This window comes from Kosakonia pseudosacchari (assembly GCF_015167415.1).
Lineage (GTDB): Bacteria > Pseudomonadota > Gammaproteobacteria > Enterobacterales > Enterobacteriaceae > Kosakonia > Kosakonia pseudosacchari.
In genome coordinates, this window is the sequence record NZ_CP063425.1 from 3350116 (window position 1) to 3366762 (window position 16647).

A 16647-nucleotide genomic window follows, 5' to 3' on the forward strand; every position below is an offset into this window, starting at 1 on the left:
ATTATGGCTGTACAATGGCTTTAATTTGCATTCTGGATGCTTAACTATGCACTTATGCACCACCACGGAGCATTAAATGCACTATTCTGGAGCATCCACCGTATCTCTGCACCATGCCGATATCCCGGCATGGCGCAGGTTTCCCTTTTGACCCGCACAGCGGGTCAGCCAGTCTTAATCGCCGTAGACGTTAAAGTCGAAGTATTTCTTGGCGAGTTTGTCGTAGGTGCCGTCTTTGCGCAGTTCGGCAAACGCTTTATCGAAGGCGGCTTTCAGCTCGGTATCATCTTTGCGTAAGCCGATACCGGTGCCATCACCAAAGTATTTTTTGTCTTTTACTGACGGGCCAGCAAACGCAAAATCTTTCCCGGCGGGCTGTTTCAGGAAGCCTTCGCTGGCGGCGACTTCATCCTGGAACGCGGCGTCCAGACGACCTGCTGCGAGGTCAGAATAAATCAGATCCTGGTTCTGATAAGCCACCACATCGATGCCTTTGCTGCGCCAGTTGTCGTTGGCGTAACCTTCCTGCGTCGAGCCTTGCAGGACGCCAACATGCTTGCCTTTCAGTGATTCCAGCGTCGGTTGAATCGGCGAGCCTTTGGCGGCAATCAGGCGGGAATCTGCGGCGTAGAGCTTGTCAGAGAAGGCGATCTCCTGCTGACGTTTTTCGGTAATCGACAGAGAAGAGATGATGGCATCGATTTTCTTCGCTTTCAGGGATGGGATCAGCGCGTCAAAATCGCTGCCTACCCAGGTGCATTTCACATGAATGCGCTTGCACATTTCATTGCCAAGATCGATATCAAAACCTACAAAGTTCCCTTTCGCATCTTTCGATGAGAACGGCGCGTAGGTCGCATCCGTACCGATGCGTACCGTCTGGGGAAGCGCTGCATAAACGCTGGCCGTCGCCGACAGGCCCAGCAGTAAAGACAGAGCGAGAACCGTCTTCTTCATACATTACCCTCAAGTGTTCTGTTTTTATTTTGTATTACGTTGTGTTGTGTGTTGCTGACAGTTACCTTGCACGTCTTATGCCACTTTCCCGGGTGTTAAAAAACACCGCGTTAAATATGTTAATAAAACGTTGCAAACTTACTTAATGATGAAAGATAGCAGCTCTGCTGAACGAACCGCAGTGCTAACGCAGCGAAAAGAGGATTAAATGTTGAGGATATGATCGCGCTTGCAGAATTGCCCCAAAAAAGCGCATGACGGTAAGCCACGCACTATTTTGCGACATCGCTCCCTTGCCAGCGGGTAAAAAGGTCGTGCGGTAATTCAATATCGAACTGATCCAGCACGCGGTTGACGGTCTGATCAACCACCTCCTGCAAACTCTGCGGGCGATGATAAAACGCCGGAACCGGCGGCATAATCACGGCACCCAGTTCCGCCGCTTGCGTCATCAAACGCAAGTGCCCGAGATGCAACGGCGTTTCACGTACGCACAGCACCAGCGGTCTGCGCTCTTTGAGCACCACATCCGCCGCACGAGACAGCAGGCTGTCGGTATAACTGTGCACAATGCCGGAAAGGGTTTTGATTGAGCACGGCAAAATCACCATACCTGCGGTTTTAAACGAGCCGGAAGAGATACTGGCAGCGATATCGCGCGCATCGTGCACCACGTTCGCCAGTGACTGCACATCGCGTAGTGAGTAGTCGGTTTCCAGAGCAAGGGTCTGGCGGGCGGCCTGACTCATGACCAGATGGGTTTCTACCTCCGCCACGTCACGCAACACCTGTAGCAGGCGCACGCCGTAGATCGCGCCGCTGGCACCAGAGATCCCCACAATGAGTCGTTTCATGATTGTTGCCCCTTTTTACACGCACGAACTTTGCCTGATTATAGAGGGCGTTGCAACAGATTGTGCCCCTCAGAGCGAGGGGCGCAGAAGGATTAACCTTCGTTATGCATCTCTAAACTTTCCACTTCGTTCTGAAGCTGCACCGCTTTGGCATCATCATTACGCAGGGAGTCGAGATAATCGAGGTACTGCTGATCGACGTCTTTGGTGACGTAGACACCGTTAAATACCGAGCATTCAAACTGCTGAATATCCGGGTTTTCGGCGCGCACCGCATCAATCAAATCGTTCAGATCCTGGAAAATCAGCCCGTCAGCGCCGATGATCTGGCGGATTTCGTCCACTTCACGACCGTGTGCAATCAGCTCATTTGCCGTTGGCATATCGATACCATAGACGTTCGGGAAGCGAATTTCCGGGGCGGCAGAAGCGAGATAGACCTTCTTCGCGCCCGCTTCACGCGCCATCTCGATAATCTGCTCAGAAGTGGTGCCACGAACGATAGAGTCATCCACCAGCAGCACGTTCTTATCGCGGAACTCGGCGCGGTTGGCGTTCAGTTTGCGGCGCACAGACTTACGGCGTAACTGCTGCCCCGGCATGATAAAGGTGCGGCCAACATAGCGGTTTTTCACAAAACCCTGGCGGTACGGTTTGCCGAGAATACGGGCGATTTCCAGTGCGATATCGCAGGAGGTTTCCGGAATCGGAATCACCACGTCGATGTCCAGATCTTCCCATTCGCGGGCAATTTTTTCGCCAAGCTTGGTGCCCATGTTGACACGCGCGCTGTAGACGGAAATTTTGTCGATGAACGAGTCCGGGCGCGCAAAGTAAACGTACTCGAACAGGCACGGGTTGCTGACCGGGTTGTCCGCGCACTGACGGCTGAACAACTGGCCTTTTTCAGTGATATACACCGCTTCGCCCGGCGCGATATCACGCAGGAATTCGAAGCCCAGCGTATCCAGCGCCACGCTTTCAGAAGCGACCATATATTCGGTGCGGCCATCGCCAATCTCACGCTTACCAAGTACCAGCGGGCGGATACCATTCGGGTCGCGGAACGCAACCATGCCGTGACCGATGATCATCGCCACACAAGCGTACGCACCGCGGATCTGGCGGTTGGTGGCGGCAATGGCGGCAAAAATGTTGTCTGCTTCCAGCGGATAGTGGCGGAAGTTATCCAGCTCGCTGGCAAAGATATTGAGCAGGATTTCAGAATCAGAAGTGGTATTAATGTGGCGACGCTTCTCTTCGAACAGCTTTTTACGTAGCTCGTGCGCGTTGGTCAGATTGCCGTTGTGCGCAAGCGTAATACCGTACGGGGAGTTAACGTAAAAAGGCTGCGCTTCTGAAGCGCTGGAGCTGCCCGCCGTGGGATAACGTACGTGACCAATACCCATATTGCCCTGCATACGCTGCATATGGCGGGCTTCAAATACATCACTCACCATGCCGTTCGCTTTACGCAGACGGAAACAGTTATTGGCATCAATAGTGATGATGCCCGCAGCATCCTGCCCACGGTGCTGAAGCACCGTCAACGCGTCATAAATCGACTGGTTTACCGGCATAAAACCGGCGATACCGACAATACCGCACATACGTCTTTTCCTCGTTAAGAGTTTGGTTTAGTAGGCGTAATTGTCGAAGACAGTCTGAACACGGACAGCGCGCAACAACCGGAGCGTACACGTAGTACGCGAGGATTGTGAGCACTGCCCAGGTTCAAAATGGCGAGTAAAATAGCCTAATACACCAAACTCTAAGCCACATCTCAGGGTTTATACCCTGGGCAAGAAACTCGACGAGCTTTGCAGATAGTCAAAGAACCACCTGATAATGAAGCTGAATTGCGGGATAAGCTGCGACTTCTGCCAGTCTTCGCTTTTTGACAGGCCTGTAAAGGTATCCAGAAAGAACAGAATGGCGGCGACGATCAGCACGCCGCGTAGCGCGCCAAAACAGATCCCCAACACCCTGTCAGTACCCGACAGGCCGGTTTTCTCCACCAGCGCACCGATCACATAGTTAACGATAGCGCCAACAATCAGCGTCGCGATAAACAGGACCGCGATGGCGATGCCATTGCGCACCAGTTCATCTTCAAAGCCCGTGAACCAGACAGACAGGTAAGTGTAGTAATGACTGGCAACAAAGAAAGCACAGCCCCATGTCACCAGCGATAACGCTTCACGAACAAAGCCGCGGATCAGGCTTACCAGACAAGAAAAACCAATCACCGCAATGATGGCGTAATCAATCCAGACCATATGTGTCCCACGATTTTACGCCCTGTCGTCCAGTTCGGGGCGCATTCTAACAGAAAAAGAAAACGTTTGCGTAGGGATTTCCTTCCCGCGCGGAAATAAAAATGGCGCTGAAAAAATATTCAACGCCATCGGAACTTTGGCCTCTTCGGGCGTGTTAATTAATGGCTTTCCCTGCCCTCTTACATCACAAAGTGAGGTAAGGTTTAGCTATTAATTCGCGCTATAGTTCATGACGACGCCGCTTAAGCCTGAAATCTGTTTAAGCTCACCGAGCGAATCTTTTAGCTTGTCCCGTGATGCATCCGGTCCCACCAGAATGCGGGTAATTTTACCCTGAACCGGGGTTGTCGGCGACGTGTAAACGCGATATCCCGCGCCACGCAATTTGCCCACCACTTCATTCACTTTATCGGCATTTTTCAGCGCGCCCAGTTGCACCACATACGCTTTACCGGTCGGCGCGGATTTATCTTCCTGCGCTTTCGCCGGCGCGTCGCTGGCCGCTGTCTGCTGCTCACGCGCGGCTGGTGGTTGCGCCTGCGGCTGCGGTTTTGGCTGCGGCTTCTCAACCGGTTTTGGCTTTGGCTGCTCCACCGGCGGACTGGTCACTTCCGGGTCCGGGCTGCCGTTCACCGCCAGGCGCGACGAATCCAGCGATGGCGCTGCCGCATTCCCGGCGCGCACCTCCTCCGCAGCCCCTTCCGGCGGCTGCGCCGGTAACGCTTGCGTTGCCGCAGGCATCATATCGGGCTCATCGCGATCGCCGGGTTTCGGCACCAGCGGAATGGCCGCAAACTCATCCTGGTAATGCTTTTTCTGCCCGTCGAGCAGCCCGGGAAGAATAATCACCCCGAGCGCGACCAGCACAATGGTACCCATCAAACGGTTCTGAAACTTACTTGCCACCGGTTCTCCCCGCTTTTTCCATCGCTTCCATGACATGCGCCACCGTGTGGAACGAGCCACACACCAGCACGGTATCGCAGGCGTCGGCGTCCGCCATTGCCGCCTGCCAGGCCTGCGCGACATCCGGCCATGCATGGCCGGTTTGCAGATGCGCCAGCAGTTGTTCCGCTGTCGCACCGCGCGGCCCTTCCAGAGGGGCACAATACCAGCTATCGACCACCGGCTCCAGACAGGCAAGCGTTCCGGCGATGTCTTTGTCATGCAGCATGCCAATCACCGCCAGCACGCGCCCGGTTTTCGGCTGCGCGGAAAGACGCCCGGCAAGATAGCCCGCCGCGTGAGGATTATGCGCGACATCGAGGATAAGACGCGGCGACTCGCTCACAATCTGGAAGCGTCCGGGTAAAATCGCCCCGGCGATGCCGTCGCGGATAGCCTGCTCACTCACCGCCAGTTTGCTGGCGCGCAGCGCAGCCAACGCCGTCGCGGCATTCGGCTGCGGCACCTGCGGTAGCGGCAATCCGTTTAACTCACCCTGCGCATCGCGAAAACGCCAGCTATCAGCGCCCACGTCATACTGCCAGTCCACGCCGCGACGCAGCAGATGCGCGCCTTTTTCCTGCGCCACGTCGGCAATGGTGTGTGGCATGTCGGGTTCGCCTACCACCGCCGGTTTCCCGGCGCGAAAGATCCCCGCTTTTTCGCGGCCGATGCTTTCTCGATCCGGCCCCAGCCAGTCGGTATGATCAAGCGCAATGCTGGTGACAACCGCGACATCGGCATCGACCAGATTGGTCGCATCCAGGCGACCACCAAGGCCGACTTCCAGAATCACCACATCGAGCTGCGCCTGTTTAAACAGCCACAGCGCCGACAGCGTGCCGTATTCAAAATAACTTAGTGAAATATCGCCACGCACAGCTTCAATTTCGGCAAACGAGTGGGTATGCGCGCTTTCGGCCAGCTCATCACCCTGTACGCGCACGCGTTCGGTGTAACGCACCAGATGTGGCGAACTGTAAACGCCGACGCGATAACCCGCAGCCAGCAGGATGGATTCCAGTGTGCGGCAGGTCGTGCCTTTGCCATTGGTTCCGGCAACGGTAAAGACAAACGGCGCGGGACGAAGCACATCAAGACGCGCCGCCACCTGGCTTACGCGCTCAAGGCCCAAATCGATGGTTTTACTGTGCAGGTTTTCCAGATAAGAAAGCCACGCGGCCAGGGGCGACGTGGCTTGCGGAATGCGTTTTGTGTCCATGGTGCCCGTTAATAATGTACGGTTTGAAAAGCAAAAGGGCAGAGCCTGTTGGCTCTGCCCTTCGGTATTATCAGGCTTCGCCTTCCTGATCGGTCGGTGACGGCATCACCGTGCCCGTCAGCGTAGCTTCCGGTTCCGGCGCCGGCAGATTCATCAGCTTCGCCAGAATACGCGCCAGTTTAAGGCGCAGTTCCGGGCGGCGGATAATCATATCGATTGCGCCTTTTTCAATCAGGAACTCACTGCGCTGGAAGCCCGGCGGCAGTTTTTCACGCACGGTCTGCTCGATAACGCGCGGACCGGCAAAACCAATCAACGCCTTCGGTTCAGCGATGTTCAGATCGCCCAGCATCGCGAAGCTTGCGGAGACGCCGCCCATGGTCGGGTCGGTCAGCACGGAGATATACGGCAGACCGCGCTCCTGCATTTTCGCCAGCGCCGCAGAGGTTTTCGCCATCTGCATTAATGACATCAGCGCTTCCTGCATACGCGCACCGCCGGAAGCGGAGAAGCAGATCAGCGGGCAGTTGTCTTCCAGCGCCTGCTCGACCGCGCGCACAAAACGTGCACCGACAACCGAACCCATGGAGCCGCCCATAAAGGAAAACTCAAACGCCGCCGCAACAACCGGCATGCCATGCAGCGTGCCTTTCATCACCACCAGCGCGTCTTTCTCGCCGGTTTCCTTCTGCGCTGTCGCCAGACGGTCTTTGTATTTTTTGGAGTCGCGGAACTTCAGCACATCTTTCGGCTCAAGTTCGCTACCCAGTTCTACCAGTGAACCTTCATCCAGCAGGCTATGCAGGCGGTTACGCGCTGACATCCGCATGTGGTGGTCACATTTCGGGCAGACCTCAAGGTTACGCTCCAGCTCGGCGCGATACAGCACCTGGCCGCAGCTGTCGCATTTTGTCCACACGCCTTCAGGAATGCTCGCCTTACGGGTGGGGGTAATGTTGCTCTTAATTCTTTCAATCCAGCTCATTGATAACCTTTATACATGAACCTGGTAGCCCATAAATGGTGCACATTAAAACATAACGGTTCGCAACTTGGGATAAAAAAGTGGTCGAACCGCCACTGACTTCTTATTTTGCCTGTCGCGATGCGGCGCGACGATGACGAATAACTTCAAACACTCCGGGAAGTATAGACACCACGATAATTCCCACAATCAGCAGCTTAAGATTCTCCTGAATAGCGGGAATGGTGCCAAAGAAATAGCCTGCGTAGGTGAACAGTAACACCCACAGCAGCGCGCCAGCCACGTTGAACAGCGCGAAATGACGATAGGACATATGCCCCATGCCGGCGACAAAAGGCGCAAAAGTACGCACGATCGGGACAAAACGCGCCAGGATAATCGTTTTCCCCCCGTGCTTCTCATAAAACTGATGCGTTTTATCGAGATAGCTGCGACGGAAAATCTTTGAATCCGGATTGCTGAATAAACGCTCACCAAACAAACGTCCAATGGTGTAATTCACCGCATCACCCGCAATCGCGGCGATCAACATCAGCACCACCATCATATGGACATTCAAATCGTTGGTGCCAAGCGATGCCAGCGCACCGGCGACAAACAGCAGCGAATCACCCGGCAAAAACGGGGTGACCACCAGACCGGTTTCGCAAAACAGGATCAGGAACAGAATGGCGTAAACCCAGATGCCGTATTGCGCTACCAGCTCCGCCAGGTGCACATCAATATGCAGGATGAAATCAATAAGGAAGTGAATTAAGTCCATGTCTGGTTATGCCTTTTTAAAATGCGACTAGTCCGCCAGGAACAGCGGGCCCATTGGCGCAGCGGGAAGCTCAAAGCGCGCAGGATAATCCACCGACACCAGATAGAGCCCTTCCGCTTTCGCCGTTGCTGCCGCCAGCGTTCTGTCCTTTACCGCCAGCAACTCTGCTATCCAGCTCTCCGGCTGGTTGTGGGCGCCTACTTCCATCAGGCTACCGACAATATTCCTGACCATATGATGTACAAAGGCATTGGCTTTGATATCAACCACAATATAAGCGCCGTGACGACTGACGTTGATATGCATCAGGTTGCGCCACGGGGTACGCGACTGGCACTGCACCGCGCGAAACGACGTAAAGTCGTTTTCACCAAGCAGGCACTGCGCCGCACGGTGCATGCGCTCAGCGTCCAGCGGCTGATGATAGTGCGTCACACCATGACCGAGCACCGCCGGGCGTAAGCGATGATTGTAGATGACGTAGCGGTAACGGCGAGCCGTGGCGCTAAAACGCGCATGAAAATCATCCGGGACATCTTTGACCCAACGTACCGCGATGTCACCAGGCAAATTCGCATTTACACCCAGCGTCCAGGCGGCGTCTTTGCGCAGCGCCGTGGTTTCAAAATGCACCACCTGCCCGGTCGCGTGTACGCCTGCGTCGGTACGCCCGGCGCAGAACACGTTAATGGGCTCGTTGGCCACCTGCGAGAGCGCTTTCTCCAGCTTCTCCTGCACGCTGCGTACTTCCTGCTGACGCTGCCAGCCGTAATACTTGCTGCCGTCATACTCAATGCCAAGCGCGATTTTGTAGACCGCCGCTTTCAGCTCGTCCTGCATCAGTACAGATACTCCTGAACCAATTTTTCAGCGACTTTCACCGCCATCAGCGCACCGCCAAAACGCACGTTATCGGCAACCGACCAGAACTGCACCTGCTCCGGCATACCATAATCGTTACGCACGCAACCGACAGAAAGGTGCGTCTGACCAGAGGCATCGCCGACCTGCGTCGGGAAATCACCCGCCTCAGAGAGAGCGATATCTTCAAAGCGGCTGAACGCGTCGCGCGCCTCTTCCGCCGCCAGCGGACGAATCGCTTCGAAGCTCACCATCTGCGCGTGGCCGTAAAACACCGGTGACTGTACGAAATTCGCCGAGATCATCAGCCCTTCGTCCTGCAAAATTTTGCGCATTTGATCGATGAGAACCCGCTCTTCGCGCACGCTGCCTTCGCTGTCTGGCAGCAGCGGCAGCATGTTGAACGCCAACTGGCGGCCAAAATAGTCATCGTCGTCAATCGGGATACCGTTTAGCAGCTTGGCGCTCTGCCCGGCCAGCGCGTCCACCGCTTGCTTGCCATTGCGGGAAGCGGACAGCAAGCACGTTACGCTGACGCGTGATAAGCCACCTTCATCAATCAGCGGTTTCAGCGCCGCCAGCAACTGGCTGGTGAGGCTGTCCGGCACGGCAATGATGTTGCGATTACGGTAATCCGCCAGTACAAACGGGTTAACATCCGGCATCACCAGCGGCACATCCGGCTCCAGAGCAAACAGACCGCTGGTGTCGATCACCAGGCACCCGGCGTTGGTCGCCTCTTCAATATAGGTCGCCGACGCCTGCGCTCCCGCGACGAAAAAGGCCAGTTGCGCCTGCGTCCAGTCAAACCCGGCGGCATCTTCCACACGCACGGTTTTACCGGCAAAACGCAGGTTTTCACCGGCGCTTTCGCTGCTGGCCAGCGCATACACTTCGCCAACCGGGAACTGGCGCTCCGCTAACGTTTCGAGCAAGGCTTCTCCGACAGCGCCCGTGGCGCCGAGAACGGCAATATTCCAGCCTTCAGACATGGTGATTTACTCCAGGAAAAAAGCGTCCCCGCCGCACTATTCGGCAGGGAGCATTAAGATGACATTAACGTGCCGGGTTATGCGTGGCGTTGAAACCAAGCTTTTGCAGCAGCGCGGCGGCGCTGGCGTCATCGCACTGCACATACAGCGATGACCATTCGCGGCGCTCAAGATAATTTTTGCGCAGCTTATCAAATTCACCCGGCGTGCCCGCTACTTTTCGCAGCAGCGCATCGTCGCGGCGCACATCATACACCAAATGCACCAGCCTTTTTAGCGTTGACTGATCAAGCGCGCCATGCAGTGTGATGCGACCGAACTCCGGCGCGGGCAGCAGCGTGTCCAGCGCCACTTGCTGACGCTTGCCGAGAAAATCGCTAAAGGCTTCAAATACCTGCGTAGTGCCGCGCGCTTTGCCTTCCAGCGTGTAACCGGCGATATGCGCCGTCCCGATATCGACGAGGTTAAGCAAATCGACATTCAGGTCCGGCTCCGGCTCCCAGACATCCAGCACCACACTCAGCGCTTGTCCGGCCTGCAAACGTTGCAGCAGTGCGGCGTTATCGACTACCGGCCCACGACAGGCATTTATCAGAATAGTGCCAGGCTTCAGGCGCGAAAGCAGCGCATCATCCACCAGGTGCAGCGTTTTATACGGCCCGTTTTTAAACAGCGGCGTATGGAATGTCAGCACATCGGCTTCACGCACCAGTTCATCCAGGCTGCGGAAATCCCCGTCATCGCCACGATCGGCGCGCGGCGGATCGCACAACAATGTACGAACACCGAATGCTTCCAGTCGCGCCTGTAAGCGCCCCCCTACGTTACCGACACCCACGATACCGACGGTGCGATCCTGCAATGCAAAGCCGTCACGCTCCGCCAGCATCAGCAGCGAGGAGAACACATATTCGACGACCGCAATCGCGTTGCAGCCAGGTGCGGCGGAAAAAGCAATGCCCGCCTGGCGCAAAAACGCCTCATCAACATGGTCGGTGCCTGCTGTCGCCGTGCCGACAAATTTGATCCCCGTGCCCTGTAATAAACCCTCATTCACCTTCGTGACAGAGCGCACCATTAAGGCGTCCGCATCGGCCAGTTCCGCCACGGGAATCGGGCGACCGGGAACCGCTTTTACCTCACCAAGGCGACTAAAAAGATCGCGGGCATACGGCATATTTTCATCAACAAGGATTTTCACGCTTCAGTACCTGTTTGAGAACGGGAGTTGAGCGCGCAAGTGTGCCATAATCTCGCGGCCGGGCATACCCGCAATGCCGCCACCGCCACGCGAGAGTAAGAGGAAACCATGATTCAACCCATTCAGGGTGCCCCCGCGCGCCCTCCCGGGCAAGAGCCAGCTCAGACCGCCAATACTATCGGCGAGCAACCGTTATCAACGATGCAGCGCACCGTGCTTGAGCGTCTGGTTATTCGCCTGATTGCGCTGACCCAACAGCAGAGCGCGGAAGTCTGGGCGGGCGTTAAGCATGATTTAGGGCTGAAGAACGACACGCCGCTGCTTTCCCGCCATTTTCCGGCGGCGGAACAGAATCTCAACCAGCGCGTAGAAACGGCCACGCAAAATCACACCACTCGCCAGATGGTGTCACAGCTGACGGAGCTGTTAAGCCAGGGGAATAATCGCCAGGCGGTGAGTGATTTTATTCGCCAGCAGTTCGGGCAGACAGCGCTCAGCCAGCTGACACCGCAGCAGTTGAAAACGGTGCTGACGATGCTGCAAAACAACCAGATAACCATTCCGCAGCCGCAGCAGCGCCCTTCCACCGAGCGCCCGCTGCTGCCCGCAGAGCATAACTCGCTCAACCAGGCGGTTATCAAACTGACGGCGGCCACCGGCGAATCCGGCAAACTTATCTGGCAATCGATGCTGGAACTCTCCGGCGTGAAAAGCGGCGAGCTGATCCCGGCGAAACATTTTACGCCGCTGATGACGTGGCTACAGGCGCGTCAGACATTGAGCACGCATCCCGCGCCAACGCTGCATGTTATCCAGACGGTGCTGAAGCAGCCGCTGGATAACAACGAGATGCGCAGCATCACCGAGTACGCGCAGCAGACATGGCAAGCGACGTCGCAGACGGTGTTAACCACCGCCCAGGTGCAGGATATTCTGAATCATGTGTTCTTACGCCGCACCGAACGGGCGTCGGGGATGATTGAGGTGCGCGATATCCAGCCGATTTACAGCCCGTTTGTGGCACCAATTGTCGAGACGGTAAAAGCGATTTCCACCCGTCCAGGTTTCTTCTTTATCGCCCTGCTGATCGTGGCGTTTCTTTTCTGGCTACTCAGTTAAAACAATCCCCTCTGCTGGAGGGGATTCGCTTTTACAGATTGTCACCGTTGTGTTTGATAACGTCCTGATACCACCAGAACGATTTCTTGCGGCTGCGCGCCAGCGTGCCGTTGCCATCATTGTCTTTATCGACGTAGATTAAGCCGTAACGTTTCTTCATTTCGCCAGTGCCCGCCGAAACCAGATCGATGCAACCCCACGGTGTGTAGCCCATTAAATCAACGCCATCTTCCACTACCGCTTTTTTCATCTCGCGGATATGGTCACGCATATAGTCAATGCGGTACTGGTCATTCACCACACCGTCACTTTCAGGCTTATCAATCGCGCCAAAACCGTTTTCCACCACAAACAGCGGCAACTGATACATGTCGTAGAAGTAGTTCAGGGAGTAACGCAGACCAACCGGGTCGATTTGCCAGCCCCAGTCTGACGCTTTGACATACGGGTTCGGCACCAGGCTTTTGGTTTCGTCGTAATCCAGTTGCGGGTTGTCCTCTTTCGCTTTGGTGACGAAGGACATGTAGTAACTGAAGCCGATATAGTCGACGCGGCCGCGCGTGAGGATCTGCAAATCCTCGTCGGTAATGTCGAGTTTGAAACCGCGGCGAGCGAAGTAGTTGAGCAGATGCTGCGGGTAATAACCACGCACATGCACATCGGTAAACCAGTAGCGGCGATGCATCGCCACCACCGACATCATCATGTCGTCCGGCGCACAGGTTAACGGATAGATTGGACACATGGCGATCATGCAGCCAATTTTGAAGTCCGGGTTGATTTTATGTCCGGCTTCTACCGCCAGCGCACTCGCCACCAGCTCATAGTGCGCCGCCTGATACATAATCACTTCGCGATCTTCGCCGGGTTGGTACTTCACGCCGGAGTTCGTAAACGGCGCGAAATCTTCGTGGTAGTTGGCCTGATTATTGATTTCGTTAAACGTCATCCAGTATTTCACCTTGCTGCGATAGCGGGTGAAAACGGCATTGGCGAAGCGGACAAAAAAGTCGATGAGTTTACGGTTGCGCCAGCCGCCATATTCGGTGACGAGGTGATAAGGCATTTCGAAATGGGAAAGGGTGATCACCGGCTCAATGTTGTACTTCAGGCATTCGTCGAACAGATCGTCATAGAATTGCAACCCGGCTTCGTTTGGCTCCAGCTCGTCGCCTTTCGGGAAAATACGCGTCCAGGCAATGGAGGTGCGAAAACATTTAAAACCCAGCTCGGCAAACAGCTTAATGTCGTCTTTGTAGCGATGGTAAAAATCGATGGCATCATGGTTGGGATAATTTTTACCGGGCAGCACGCCGTCGGTAATTTCACGCGGTACGCCGTGCGCGCCGGCGGTCATCACATCGGCAACACTCACGCCTTTACCGCCCTCCTGCCAGCCGCCTTCCAGCTGATGCGCGGCAACGGCGCCACCCCATAAAAAATCCGCTTTAAACCCAGGCATATCTCTCTCCTTTCGCTCAATGGTGAACAAAGGATAAACAAGCCCGCGAGGACATGACATCATCGCGGGCTTGTTTTGTGAAACCGGTTGCAAAGAGTTTTATTGCTGCGGTTTTCTGCGCTATTTACGTGAGCGGAAAGCGATTAACGTCACGATAATCCCGGTCACCGCCGAAATAGCTCCGGCGAGAAACACCGACGGGTAGCCGAGCGAGGTTGCCAGCAGGCCGGTCAACGGGCCGGTAAAGGCATACGAGATATCCTGAAACGCCGCATAACCGCCAAGCGCCGTACCGCGCACCTGCGGCGGCACGCGTTTTACCACTTCCACACCGAGCGCCGGGAAGATCAATGAACAACCGCAACCGGTTAGCGCCGCGCCAAGTAGCGCCGTCCATGCCTCGTGCGCCTGCCACAGTAGCAACAGACCGATGGTTTCAACTATCAGCGAGGCTATCGCTACCCGCACGCCGCCAAAACGGTCCGGCATCCAGCCAAACAGAATACGCATCAATACAAATGCACCGCCAAAGGCGGTCAAGGTAAAGCCCGCCATCGGCCAGCCGTTACTGGCGAAATAGAGCGAAACAAAAGTGCCGATCACCGCAAAGCCGACGCCCTGTAACGCCAGCCCAAGCCCCGGCTGCCAGATAAGCCCAACCACACTCCACAGCGACGGACGCTCACCAGGATGTGCCGGTACTTTGCGCACGCTGCCGTTAAACGCCCAGGCAACAAACGGTAACGCGATAGTGGTCGCGGCAAGCGCAGCAAAACCAAACTGGCTGTGGATCAATAACCCCAGCGGCGCACCGGCCGCCAGCGCACCATAAATCGCCATCCCGTTCCATGACATCACTTTGCCGGAACGCGCCGGACCAACCAGCCCCATGCCCCAGGTCAGCGTTCCGGTCAGTAACTGGCTTTCACCAAACCCGAGAATTAAACGCCCTACCACCAGTAGCGCAAATTTCGCTATCGGTTCAACCGGTAGTAACGCGGCCAAAAGCCATGCCACACCGGCTAACGCACAGGCAAACATCCCCTGCAACGCCGAGCGTTTAGCGCCGAACTGATCCGCCAGCCGCCCGGCGTAGCCGCGCGTTAAGACAGTCGCAAGAAACTGAATTCCGACCGCGATACCGACCATCGTGTTGCCGTAGCCGAGCTGCTGATGAACAAACAGCGGAATAACCGGTAGCGGCAGCCCAACGGTCATATAGGTGAGAAACACCGCGAAAGCGATGCGAAACAGCGAGACATTTGCTGAAGAAGAACGAACAGATTGTGATTCTGCAGACATGCATTACTCCATAACGCAGAGTAAGGCGGGATTCGGAAGTACCACGCCCCCTCTACCTGAGTTTCAGGATTAAGGCGCGTTGGTTAACGTTAAACGCTTACGCATTATCGCAGGGATAATGTTGCGGGTGGAGTTTGCCTTTCAACATAGCGGGTTGTCAACGCGTAAAAGTCCCCGGAATAAAAGCGGAATGGTTTTCGTCGCCTGAGCGCATGCCAGAAACCTTAAAAAAACAGCCTCTGCCCGTTCGGTAAGATGGAAATTCAAAGGCAATCAAAACCCGTTGCTGTACCCGCAAGAGAGGAATTTTAAGCTGGCAATAAAAAAGGGAGCCTCAGGCTCCCCTTCTCGCGGTAAGACAAACTTATTTCAGTTTGCGCATCACCAGCGTGGCGTTCGTGCCGCCAAAACCGAAGCTATTAGACATCACGGTAGTTAATGTCGCATCCATCGGTTTAGTGACGATGTTCAGACCTTCAGCCTGCTCATCGAGTTCTTCCACGTTAATGCTCGGGGCGATAAAGCCGTGCTCCAGCATCAGCAGAGAGTAAATCGCTTCCTGAACGCCTGCGGCACCCAGAGAGTGACCGGTCATCGCTTTGGTCGCGGAAATCGCCGGGCTGTTGTTGCCAAACACTTCGCGAATGGCACCCAGTTCTTTCACATCGCCGACCGGCGTGGAAGTGCCGTGGGAGTTCAGATAGTCGATCGGGGTATCAACGCCGTGCATCGCCATCTTCATGCAGCGCACTGCGCCTTCGCCTGACGGCGCTACCATATCTGCACCATCGGAGGTCGCGCCGTAGCCAACAATTTCCGCATAAATGTGCGCGCCGCGCGCCAGCGCGTGCTCCAGCTCTTCAACCACCACCATACCGCCGCCGCCTGCGATAACGAAACCGTCACGGTTTTTATCGTAAGTACGGGACGCTTTTTCCGGCGTGTCGTTGTATTTGGTCGAGAGCGCGCCCATTGCGTCGAATTCGCAAGCCATTTCCCAGCACAGCTCTTCGCCGCCGCCGGCAAAAACGATGTCCTGTTTACCCAGTTGGATCTGCTCTACCGCGTTACCGATACAGTGGGCGGAAGTCGCACACGCGGAGCTGATCGAGTAGTTCACGCCGTGAATTTTAAACGGTGTTGCAAGGCACGCGGAAACCGCAGACGCCATCGCTTTGGTGACCACATACGGGCCAACCGCTTTCAGACCACGCGGGCTGCGCATTGCATCAGCACCGAAAACTTGAGATTTAGACGAACCGCCAGAACCTGCGATCAGGCCCACGCGCGGGTTGTTCTGATAAACCTCGTCTTTCAGGCCAGCATCTTCAATCGCCTGCTGCATGGAGAGATAGGAATAGATAGAGGCATCGTTCATGAAACGAACCACTTTACGGTCAATCAAACCAGTGGTGTCCAGTTTAACGTTACCCCATACGTGGCTGCGCATGCCGGAATCTTTAAATTCCTGAGAGAATGTGATCCCTGAGCGTCCTTCACGCAGGGATGCCAGGACTTCCTGCTGGTTGTTACCAATGCTGGAAACGATGCCCAGGCCAGTAATCACTGCACGTTTCATTCAATACCCCTAAAGTCGCACTAATTAAGTTTCGAGTCGCAAGATAGCGTACACTTGTACGCCGAACAAGTCCGATCAGACAATTTCTGAGGAAATTTGCGCCTTTCTTTGTCCCCCGTTAAGATC

Annotated in this window: 15 protein-coding genes; 1 reads left to right on the top strand and 14 read right to left on the bottom strand. The window is 55.5% G+C overall.

The window, feature by feature from the left end; genetic code table 11:
* Positions 1 to 174 precede the first annotated feature (174 nt).
* From argT to pdxB, 11 genes are all read right to left on the bottom strand, one after another.
* The gene (gene argT / locus IP581_RS15745) at positions 175 to 957 is read right to left on the bottom strand and encodes a lysine/arginine/ornithine ABC transporter substrate-binding protein ArgT (protein ID WP_017458620.1); all 783 of its coding nucleotides are present in this window, start codon (positions 955 to 957) and stop codon (positions 175 to 177) included.
* A 272-nt stretch (positions 958 to 1229) separates the two neighbouring features.
* Positions 1230 to 1811, bottom strand: a complete 582-nt coding sequence (locus IP581_RS15750; RefSeq protein ID WP_097400370.1) for a UbiX family flavin prenyltransferase — start codon at positions 1809 to 1811, stop codon at positions 1230 to 1232.
* Positions 1812 to 1903: 92 nt separating this feature from the next.
* Positions 1904 to 3421 (bottom strand): amidophosphoribosyltransferase, encoded by a 1518-nt coding sequence (gene purF / locus IP581_RS15755; protein WP_017458622.1) that lies wholly within the window; start codon positions 3419 to 3421, stop codon positions 1904 to 1906.
* 180 nt (positions 3422 to 3601) lie between these two features.
* On the bottom strand, positions 3602 to 4090 hold the full coding sequence (cvpA, locus tag IP581_RS15760; RefSeq protein ID WP_017458623.1) for a colicin V production protein: 489 nt from the start codon (positions 4088 to 4090) through the stop codon (positions 3602 to 3604).
* Positions 4091 to 4300: 210 nt separating this feature from the next.
* Positions 4301 to 4996 carry a cell division protein DedD gene (gene dedD, locus IP581_RS15765; RefSeq protein WP_193820812.1) on the bottom strand — a complete coding sequence of 232 codons (696 nt, stop codon included), beginning with the start codon at positions 4994 to 4996 and terminating at the stop codon, positions 4301 to 4303.
* Positions 4986 to 6257 (bottom strand): bifunctional tetrahydrofolate synthase/dihydrofolate synthase, encoded by a 1272-nt coding sequence (folC, locus tag IP581_RS15770; protein ID WP_193820813.1) that lies wholly within the window; start codon positions 6255 to 6257, stop codon positions 4986 to 4988. The genes dedD and folC overlap by 11 nt, the downstream gene beginning before the upstream one ends.
* A gap of 70 nt (positions 6258 to 6327) precedes the next feature.
* Positions 6328 to 7242 (bottom strand): acetyl-CoA carboxylase, carboxyltransferase subunit beta, encoded by a 915-nt coding sequence (gene accD, locus IP581_RS15775; RefSeq protein WP_086871016.1) that lies wholly within the window; start codon positions 7240 to 7242, stop codon positions 6328 to 6330.
* Between the two features lie 103 nt (positions 7243 to 7345).
* On the bottom strand, positions 7346 to 8005 hold the full coding sequence (locus IP581_RS15780) for a DedA family protein (protein ID WP_086871014.1): 660 nt from the start codon (positions 8003 to 8005) through the stop codon (positions 7346 to 7348).
* Between the two features lie 27 nt (positions 8006 to 8032).
* A complete protein-coding gene (gene truA / locus IP581_RS15785) occupies positions 8033 to 8845 on the bottom strand; it encodes a tRNA pseudouridine(38-40) synthase TruA (protein ID WP_193820814.1) in 813 nt (270 codons plus the stop codon).
* Positions 8845 to 9858, bottom strand: a complete 1014-nt coding sequence (locus tag IP581_RS15790) for an aspartate-semialdehyde dehydrogenase (protein ID WP_193820815.1) — start codon at positions 9856 to 9858, stop codon at positions 8845 to 8847. Before IP581_RS15790 ends, truA begins: the two co-directional genes overlap by 1 nt.
* 64 nt (positions 9859 to 9922) lie before the next feature.
* Positions 9923 to 11059 (bottom strand): 4-phosphoerythronate dehydrogenase PdxB, encoded by a 1137-nt coding sequence (gene pdxB / locus IP581_RS15795; protein ID WP_193820816.1) that lies wholly within the window; start codon positions 11057 to 11059, stop codon positions 9923 to 9925.
* Positions 11060 to 11170: 111 nt separating this feature from the next.
* On the opposite strand from pdxB, the gene flk reads away from it, so the two are divergent.
* On the top strand, positions 11171 to 12178 hold the full coding sequence (gene flk, locus IP581_RS15800) for a flagella biosynthesis regulator Flk (protein WP_193822711.1): 1008 nt from the start codon (positions 11171 to 11173) through the stop codon (positions 12176 to 12178).
* Positions 12179 to 12209: 31 nt separating this feature from the next.
* Here the strand turns inward: flk and IP581_RS15805 are convergent, their stop codons facing one another.
* From IP581_RS15805 to fabB, 3 genes are all read right to left on the bottom strand, one after another.
* On the bottom strand, positions 12210 to 13640 hold the full coding sequence (locus IP581_RS15805) for a 6-phospho-beta-glucosidase (protein ID WP_193820817.1): 1431 nt from the start codon (positions 13638 to 13640) through the stop codon (positions 12210 to 12212).
* 120 nt (positions 13641 to 13760) lie between these two features.
* The gene (locus IP581_RS15810; protein WP_097400362.1) at positions 13761 to 14942 is read right to left on the bottom strand and encodes an MFS transporter; all 1182 of its coding nucleotides are present in this window, start codon (positions 14940 to 14942) and stop codon (positions 13761 to 13763) included.
* A gap of 364 nt (positions 14943 to 15306) precedes the next feature.
* Positions 15307 to 16521: a beta-ketoacyl-ACP synthase I gene (gene fabB / locus IP581_RS15815; RefSeq protein WP_086871000.1), complete on the bottom strand. Its 1215-nt coding sequence runs from the start codon at positions 16519 to 16521 to the stop codon at positions 15307 to 15309.
* Positions 16522 to 16647: the final 126 nt, after the last annotated feature.